This window comes from Pseudomonas putida (assembly GCF_028682635.1).
Taxonomy (GTDB): Bacteria; Pseudomonadota; Gammaproteobacteria; order Pseudomonadales; family Pseudomonadaceae; genus Aquipseudomonas; species Aquipseudomonas putida_AE.
In genome coordinates this window covers 223,123-230,781 of the sequence record NZ_JANHLK010000009.1, presented here as the reverse complement: position 1 = coordinate 230,781, position 7,659 = coordinate 223,123, and the positions used below count along the sequence as shown (strand labels likewise).

The following is a 7,659-nucleotide window of genomic DNA, read 5'->3' as shown; positions in this document are numbered from 1 at the left end:
GTACATGGCCAGGCCCTTGGCGTCGAGCTCGTTGAAGTGCTCCCAGCTCGCCCAGTGCGGTACCAGGTTGGAGTTGGCGATCAGTACGCGCGGGGCGTTGGCGTGGGTCTTGAACACGCCGACCGGCTTGCCGGATTGCACCAGCAGGGTTTCGTCGTCGTTCAGGTTGGTCAGGCTTTCGACGATCTTGTCGTAGCACTCCCAGTTACGTGCCGCACGACCGATACCACCGTAAACCACCAGTTCTTTAGGGTTCTCGGCGACTTCAGGGTCGAGGTTGTTCATCAGCATGCGCAGCGGCGCTTCGGTCAGCCAGCTCTTGGCGGTCAGCTTGTTACCGCGGGCAGCGCGGATTTCAACGTCACGAAATTTAGTCACGAAAAGAACTCCTCAGCAATCAATCCAAAAACCAACCCAGGCAGTGGGCGAGCAAGCCAATGGGCATCAGTGCACACCGGCAAATCAGTGGACGATGGTTGAGTCCTCGTGACTCATACGCATACGTCTTTACTTGTACATACAAGCATATGCAATCAAGCGGCCAACTTGTTGGATGAGCATTCAAGAAAAATTCTGAAAGGGCTGGAGAGCGCCTGGAATAAGGGTTCTGGCGTGGATGAAATTTTTCTGGGGGGATTTTTGTGGCGAGAGGATTTTGTTACTTAGGCGAGGTTTTGCGCCACGCTGGGGCGTTCGGTAACAAAGTGGTGCGCTGTGGGAAACGTAATCCGAGAGGGGAAACGACATCGCGAGCAAGCTCTCCCCAATGTAGGAGCGAGCTTGCTCGCGATGGTCTTGAACGATAACGCGTAAAACCAGATGCTCCGCGACGTCCTTGGGTTTTTCGCGAGCAAGCTCGCTCCTGCAAGGGGATCAGCGCGTTGTCAGTTCGATCACGCAGCAGGCGCCATTGCTGGATACTTCCAGCAGCCCGGCGTTACCGTCGAGCTGCAGACAATCATGCCGACCAAGCTGCGAGACGGTGTTACCGGTCTTCACTTCCAGCGCATCACTGACACTGAACACCAGCACAGTCCCAGCCTCGCTGAAAAACCGCTGCTCACCGCTCAACCACTGCAACCGCGCCGCGTAACGTTGCGGCGCATAAATGAGGTTGAAATCGCGAATCGGCCCACCCAGCAATGTGCAGGACACCTTGCTTTCACCACTGAAGGCAAACGGGTCCAGCGGTAACAGTGGCCGAGCGTCCTGGCCATCCACCGTCAGGGTCATGCCGTCACCCTGCAAAACGGTGATCACCCGCTCGTAACCGGCAAAGGTGGAAAACCCGCCCGACTCGCCGATATCGGCAATCGACAAGCGCCAGCCGAACCCATCCAGGCCGGTACCGGCATCGCGGGTAATTTCTTCGGTGCTGCCGCCGCCGTTCTTCCACGGCATGCACGGGTAATCTTTGGCGCGTAAAACTTTCAGATCATTCATTTGTGGAACCGACCTTCCAGACGATGACGGGAACCAGGGTGGATCAAGCGAGCGGCGGTCACCGGCTGACGACCAGACCAGGTGCGGCGACGGATCAGCAGGCACGGCTCGCCTTTTTCAATCTGCAGCAACTTGCATTCGGACGGCTCGGCCAGGATCGCCTCGACCACGTGCTCGCCTTCGGTCAGCGGCGCGACCTGGTTCAGGTAGGCGTAGGGCGTTTGCAGGGTGAAATCCTGCTTGAGGTACTCAGGCGCCACCAGCGCGTTGACGAAACGATCTTCGATTTGCACCGGAATGTCGTTTTCGAAATGCACGATCAGCGAGTGGAAAACCTTCTGGCCTTCGCGCATGTCCAGCGCCAGGGCGCGTTCGGAGCCCGCAGCTTCCTCTTCAAGGGTGATCACCTTGCAGGTGTGGCGATGGCCACGGGAGGCGATTTCGTCGGCGATGTTGTGCACTTCGAACAGGGCGGACTGGCTCTTCGGCTCGGCAACGAAGGTGCCGACACCCTGCATGCGCACCAACAGACCGTCGGCGGTCATTTCGCGCAAGGCGCGGTTGATGGTCATGCGGCTGAAACCCAGCTGGCTGACCAGCTCGCTTTCCGACGGAACGCGGTAGTGCGGCGGCCAGTTACCGCTGTCGATTTGCTGGGTGATCATCTGTTTGACGCGAGCGTACAGGGGCGCCGGACTGTCGCCCATGTTCGCGGCCAACGGAGAGACTGGAGGCGGAGTCGGCACGGTTAATCCTTGGTCGTTTGGTTGATGTCGCTAGCTTGCCGGAGTTTACCGGGCAGGCAAACGTCTGTATATGTATATACAAATAACACACGATGGGGTGCTGAACCATGTCCGCCTTCTTTGCCGAACGCGCGCTGCTGCCTAACGGATGGGCCAACAATGTACGTCTTGAGGTCAGCGCCGACGGCGTCTTGACCCATATCCAGGCCGATTCTCATGCAGATGACGCCGAACGGTTGAGCGGTCCGCTGCTGCCGGGCATGCCGAATCTGCACTCCCACGCGTTCCAGCGGGCCATGGCCGGGCTGGCGGAAGTGGCAGGCAATCCGAACGACAGCTTCTGGACCTGGCGCGACTTGATGTATCGCCTCGTCGGAAAAATCAGCCCGGAGCAATTGGGCGTCATTGCCCGCCAGCTGTACATCGAAATGCTCAAGGCCGGTTACACCTCGGTGGCGGAATTTCACTATGTGCATCACGACATCGATGGCCAGCCTTACGCAGATCCAGCCGAACTGGCCCTGCGGATCAGCCAGGCGGCCAGTTCTGCGGGTATCGGTTTGACCCTGCTTCCCGTGCTCTACAGCCACGCCGGTTTCGGCGGTCAAACGCCAAATGACGGCCAGCGCCGTTTTATCAACAGCACTGAAAACTACCTCAAACTGCAATCGCGCCTGCAACCGTTGCTGGCGCAGCAACCGGCTCAGTCCCTGGGTTTGTGTTTCCACTCATTGCGCGCGGTCACGCCACAACAGATCAGCGAAGTGCTGGCGGCCAGCGACAAGCAATGCCCGGTGCACATCCACATTGCCGAGCAGCAGAAAGAAGTCGACGACTGCCTGAGCTGGAGCGGCCGTCGTCCACTGCAATGGCTGTACGAAAACGTCGAAGTCGACCAGCGCTGGTGCCTGGTGCACGCCACCCACGCCAACCCGGAAGAGGTCACGTCGATGGCCAAGAGTCGCGCCATCGCCGGCCTGTGCCTGACCACCGAAGCCAACCTCGGCGACGGGATTTTCCCGGCAGTGGATTTTCTCGCCCAGGGCGGGCGCATGGGCATCGGTTCCGACAGCCATGTGTCATTGAGCGTGGTGGAAGAGTTGCGCTGGCTGGAATACGGTCAGCGCCTGCGTGATCAACGGCGCAACCGCCTGTATGGCGCGGACCAGCCGATGGTCGGCCGCACGCTGTTTGATGCGGCGCTGGACGGCGGCGCCCAGGCACTCGGGCAACCGATCGGCGCACTGGAAGTCGGCAAGCGTGCCGATTGGCTGGTGCTGGACGGCAACGATCCGTACCTGGCGACCGCCAGTGGCGACGGGATTCTCAATCGTTGGTTGTTTGCCGGTGGCGATCGCCAGGTGCGCGATGTGCTGGTCAATGGCCAGTGGGTCGTGCGTGACGGGCGGCATGCCGGGGAAGAGGAAAGCAATCGCGCCTTCACCCAGGTCCTGCGCGATTTGCTCGGCTAAAAGCAAAAGATCGCAGCCTGCGGCAGCTCCTACATGGGCTTGATGTTTACCCTGTAGGAGCTGCCGCAGGCTGCGATCTTTTTAGTTCGAGGTCTTCGCCATCTGCGTATCCGACGCCCGCCAGATCAGCCGCGTGGTGTCATAACCCTGCTGACGCGCCTTGCTCAGCAATTCTTCACGCACTACGCCGTTGACGGTCGGGGTGCGCGACAACAGCCACAGGTAACGACGGCTCGGGTCGCCGACGATGGCCGTCTTGTAGTCATCGCTGACGTACAACACCCAGTATTGACCCTTCGCCACGCCCGGAATCAGCCTGGAAAACCAGGTATCGAACTCGACCCACAACTTGTCGCTCTTGCCTGGTACTTGCGGGTACGCCGTGCCCTTGACCTCTTCCCATTGCCACTGCGCCGTCAGGCAGCGATTCAACACCGCGACGTTACCGTCAGGCTTGAGCGTGTAATGGGCTTCGGATTGCGCGCAATCGCGCTGGAAGTACATCGGCATTCGCGCCAGCTCGTACCAGGTACCCTGGTAGCGCTTGAGATTGACACTGTTGACGGTCTTGGGCGCCAACGGATCCTGGCCAGAACTGGCACAGCCGGCCAACACCAGGCCGGCAAAAAGCATGATCAATAACCGCTTCATTGTTTTTCTCCCGTGGGCGCGTGGCCCCGGTTTACTTCAGGCCTTGGCCGGAAAACATCAACACTTTGTCACCGGCGAACTGCACGCTGATAAAGCTATTCTTGTCGCCCCATGTGCAACTGGACATGCCGAGCGCGCCTGAGCAATCGGCGGGTTTACCCAACAGGGACTCAACCTCGGCCTTGGCCATTCCTGACGACAGCTTCGAGTAGTTTTCCTGATTGACCTTGCTGCACGCAGCCAGCAACACGCAAAACGACAGCAGGGCGATGGATCGCAGCGACATGTAAAACTCCACGGACGAAGGGATTGGCATGACTGCCAAGCTGAACCTTAGAAGAGAAAACCCCTATCTGGTTCCCTGCCCGACGGGCTATTTGTCAGGCCACTCGTCTACCTTTGCGCGAATTATCAGCCGCTTCGTATGGCTGTCGGGTATTTCGTCGTTTTTTGCTCATAGTGCCTAATCTTTGGCGCCGCTCAGTCGACATACAAGCAACGCAAAGCCACGTCCGTGGCCTTTGCCCCCCTTTTGTCGACCCGATCTCCTGCGGTAGCCCATCCCATGACCAGAAACATGAAATTCAGCCACAAGATCCTGTTGGCTGCCGCCCTCGTGGTGGCCGTCGCATTCGCTTGTTTCATCCTGTTCAACGACTATCGCCAGCGCCAGACCTTGCGTAGCAGCACCGAAGCTTCGATGCAGGAACTGGGCAGCCTGACCACCAGCAACATCCAGACCTGGCTGGAAAGCCGCATGCAGTTGCTGCAATCAATGGCCCAGCAGGTCAGCGCCGACGGCAATGCCCCCGCCAGCCTGAAACGGGTCATCGACCTGCCCGCCTACACCGGCAACTTCCAGCTGAGCTACTTCGGTGGCGCCGACGGCGTGATGTTCTCCGTCCCTGCGGGCAATCGCGCGTCAGACTACGACCCGCGCACCCGCGGCTGGTACAAAGCGGCCAACACCGCGCAACAGACCATCGTCACTGAACCCTACATCGCCGCCTCCTCTGGCAAACTGGTGATCACGGTGGCAACGCCGGTCCAGCGCCAGGGCCAGATGATCGGCGTTGCTGGCGCCGACATCGACCTGTCCAGCGTCAGTGCAATCATCAACTCGCTGAACTTCGGCGGCCACGGCCATGCCTTCATCGTGGGCGCCGACGGCAAGATCCTGATTCACCCGGACAGCAAATGGGTGCTCAAGAACCTGAGCGATGCTTACCCCAACGGTGCGCCGAAAGTCAGCCCGGGCATGAAAGAAGTCGAGATCGACGGCAAAAGCCAGTTCATCTCCTTCACCCACGTCAACGGTGTGCCATCGGCGGATTGGTACGTAGCGCTGGTGCTGGATCAGGACACCGCGTTCTCGATGCTGAGCGAATTCCGCACCTCGGCGATCATCGCCATGGTGATTGCAGTGCTGATCATCATCACCTTGCTGGGCATGCTGATCAGCTTCCTGATGCAGCCGCTGCTGACCATGGGCCGTGCCATGCACGACATCGCCGAAGGCGAAGGCGACCTGACCAAACGCCTGGCCATCCATGGCCATGACGAATTCGGCGCACTGGGTCTGTCGTTCAACCGTTTCGTCGAACGCATCCACACCTCGATCAGCGAAGTGTCTTCGGCCACGGGCCAGGTCAACGAAGTGGCCCTGCGCGTTGTCGCCGCCTCCAACTCGTCGATGTTCAACTCCGACCAGCAAGCCTCGCGCACCAGTAGTGTGGCTGCGGCGATCAACGAGCTCGGTGCCGCCGCCCAGGAAATCGCCCAGAACGCCGCCCTCGCCTCGCAGCATTCGAGCGATGCGCGCGCGTTGGCCGAAGAGGGTCAGCAGGTTGTGGATAAAACCATTTCGGCCATGCACCAGCTGTCGGCCAAGATCAGCGACTCGTGCGGCAACATCGAGACGCTCAACAGCAACACCGTCAACATCGGGCAGATTCTGGAAGTAATCACCAGCATCTCCCAGCAGACCAACCTGCTGGCGCTCAATGCGGCGATCGAAGCCGCTCGTGCCGGTGAGGCCGGACGTGGATTTGCGGTGGTTGCCGACGAAGTGCGCAACCTCGCCCACCGCACCCAGGACTCGGCACAGCAAGTGCAGAAGATGATCGAGGAACTGCAAGTCGGCGCCCGGGAAGCGGTCATCATCATGACCGACAGCCAGCGCCAGAGCGAAAACAGCGTCGGCATCGCCAACCAGGCTGGCGAGCGCCTGGGCAGCGTGACCCAGCGCATCGGCGAGATCGATGGCATGAACCAATCCGTGGCGACGGCGACGGAAGAGCAGACGGCCGTGGTGGAGTCGATCAACGTCGACATTACCGAGATCAATACGCTGAACCAGGAAGGCGTGGAAAACCTGCAGTCGACCTTGCGCGCGTGTGCCGATCTTGAGCAGCAGGCGGCCCGGTTAAAGCAGTTGGTGGGTAGTTTCAGGATCTAAGTCGCAATTTCCGGCCCCTTCGCTGGCAAGCCAGCTCCTACAGTGATCGGCGGTGCGACAAAGATCCCTGTAGGAGCTGGCTTGCCAGCGAAGGCAACAGTCAATACCGGAAGAAATCGAGAAGCTGAATCTCAGCCAGTATCGACAGATCCTCTCAGGAATGAAAAGAGTCATTTATGAGGTTCGCGAACAGACAGTCTTCGTCCATATCATTGCCGATAGGCGAAAAAGTCTGTCAGCATTACTGATGAAGCGGCTGCTTCAAGACAATCCGTAGGCAGCGTTTAGAAGCGCGACCCGGGTTTCGAAAGAAACACCAATTCCTCAGCCGTACTCTCGCGCCCCAACACCGCATTGCGATGGGGAAACCGTCCAAACTGCGCAATCACCTTCTGATGCCGCTCGGCAAAATCCAGGTAATCGGCAAACAAGGCCCGATCAGTCTCCGGCTGCTGCGCCACCAGGTCGATGTAGCGCGAGACGCCTTCGTTCTGCACCGCGAGGTTCTCGCTGTGCTCGAACACCAGGTAGATGAACACTCGCTGAATGGGTGTTAACTGCCGATCAAAATCCGCGGCAATGCCTTGGGCGACCAGTTTCTGGGCCCGCAGATCACCGGAAAAGGCTTTGGGAGAGTCGCGAAAGATCATGCGCGGGAGTTGATCGAGCAACAGCACCAGTGCCAGCCAACCTTCGGGACGTTGCATCCACTCGGTCAATCCGCCGGTCAGTGCCTGCTCGACCTGGGCCCCGAAACGCTCACGCGCCTCGAGGTCCTGGCTGTCACGCTTGCCGAACCACAACTTGCCCTTGTCAGCCGCGATTGCCCTGGCTGTTTCGGCTGTACCGAACCACCAATCGAGCAACGGCTGCCAGGGCGCGTCCATGG

7 protein-coding genes and 2 pseudogenes are annotated in these 7,659 nt (G+C 59.5%); 3 read left to right on the top strand and 6 right to left on the bottom strand.

What is annotated here, in order from left to right; translation table 11 throughout:
- The 3 genes and pseudogenes from NPS56_RS14245 to hutC all read right to left on the bottom strand — a co-directional run.
- Nucleotides 1-378 (bottom strand): annotated as a pseudogene (locus NPS56_RS14245) (urocanate hydratase); the annotation flags it as partial.
- 495 nt (nt 379-873) lie between these two features.
- Nucleotides 874-1,443 carry a HutD/Ves family protein gene (locus NPS56_RS14240; RefSeq protein ID WP_274075172.1) on the bottom strand — a complete coding sequence of 190 codons (570 nt, stop codon included), beginning with the start codon at nt 1,441-1,443 and terminating at the stop codon, nt 874-876.
- Nucleotides 1,440-2,150 (bottom strand): histidine utilization repressor, encoded by a 711-nt coding sequence (gene hutC, locus NPS56_RS14235; RefSeq protein ID WP_170948611.1) that lies wholly within the window; start codon nt 2,148-2,150, stop codon nt 1,440-1,442. The genes NPS56_RS14240 and hutC overlap by 4 nt, the downstream gene beginning before the upstream one ends.
- Before the next feature lie 146 nt (nt 2,151-2,296).
- On the opposite strand from hutC, the gene NPS56_RS14230 reads away from it, so the two are divergent.
- Nucleotides 2,297-3,661: a formimidoylglutamate deiminase gene (locus tag NPS56_RS14230; RefSeq protein WP_274075171.1), complete on the top strand. Its 1,365-nt coding sequence runs from the start codon at nt 2,297-2,299 to the stop codon at nt 3,659-3,661.
- An 81-nt stretch (nt 3,662-3,742) separates the two neighbouring features.
- Here the strand turns inward: NPS56_RS14230 and NPS56_RS14225 are convergent, their stop codons facing one another.
- Both NPS56_RS14225 and NPS56_RS14220 read right to left on the bottom strand, forming a co-directional pair.
- Complete coding sequence (locus tag NPS56_RS14225; RefSeq protein WP_274075170.1) at nt 3,743-4,312, bottom strand: lipocalin family protein; 570 nt, start codon at nt 4,310-4,312, stop codon at nt 3,743-3,745.
- A gap of 31 nt (nt 4,313-4,343) precedes the next feature.
- Nucleotides 4,344-4,598 carry a lipoprotein gene (locus tag NPS56_RS14220; RefSeq protein WP_046815262.1) on the bottom strand — a complete coding sequence of 85 codons (255 nt, stop codon included), beginning with the start codon at nt 4,596-4,598 and terminating at the stop codon, nt 4,344-4,346.
- 279 nt (nt 4,599-4,877) lie between these two features.
- On the opposite strand from NPS56_RS14220, the gene NPS56_RS14215 reads away from it, so the two are divergent.
- Nucleotides 4,878-6,770, top strand: coding sequence for a methyl-accepting chemotaxis protein (locus NPS56_RS14215; protein ID WP_274075169.1), 1,893 nt, complete (start codon nt 4,878-4,880; stop codon nt 6,768-6,770).
- 100 nt (nt 6,771-6,870) lie between these two features.
- A pseudogene (locus NPS56_RS14210) lies at nt 6,871-7,047 on the top strand (type II toxin-antitoxin system RelE/ParE family toxin); the annotation flags it as partial.
- A 7-nt stretch (nt 7,048-7,054) separates the two neighbouring features.
- Here the strand turns inward: NPS56_RS14210 and NPS56_RS14205 are convergent.
- Nucleotides 7,055-7,657 carry a DUF924 family protein gene (locus NPS56_RS14205; protein WP_274075168.1) on the bottom strand — a complete coding sequence of 201 codons (603 nt, stop codon included), beginning with the start codon at nt 7,655-7,657 and terminating at the stop codon, nt 7,055-7,057.
- Nucleotides 7,658-7,659 lie beyond the last annotated feature (2 nt).

Coding starts and splice junctions, on each gene's coding strand:
- NPS56_RS14215 (WP_274075169.1), top strand. CDS start 4,878: ATGACCAGAAACATGAAATTCAGCCACAAGATCCTGTTGGCTGCCGCC.
- NPS56_RS14225 (WP_274075170.1), bottom strand. CDS start 4,312: ATGAAGCGGTTATTGATCATGCTTTTTGCCGGCCTGGTGTTGGCCGGC.
- NPS56_RS14220 (WP_046815262.1), bottom strand. CDS start 4,598: ATGTCGCTGCGATCCATCGCCCTGCTGTCGTTTTGCGTGTTGCTGGCT.
- NPS56_RS14205 (WP_274075168.1), bottom strand. CDS start 7,657: ATGGACGCGCCCTGGCAGCCGTTGCTCGATTGGTGGTTCGGTACAGCC.
- NPS56_RS14230 (WP_274075171.1), top strand. CDS start 2,297: ATGTCCGCCTTCTTTGCCGAACGCGCGCTGCTGCCTAACGGATGGGCC.
- hutC (WP_170948611.1), bottom strand. CDS start 2,150: ATGGGCGACAGTCCGGCGCCCCTGTACGCTCGCGTCAAACAGATGATC.
- NPS56_RS14240 (WP_274075172.1), bottom strand. CDS start 1,443: ATGAATGATCTGAAAGTTTTACGCGCCAAAGATTACCCGTGCATGCCG.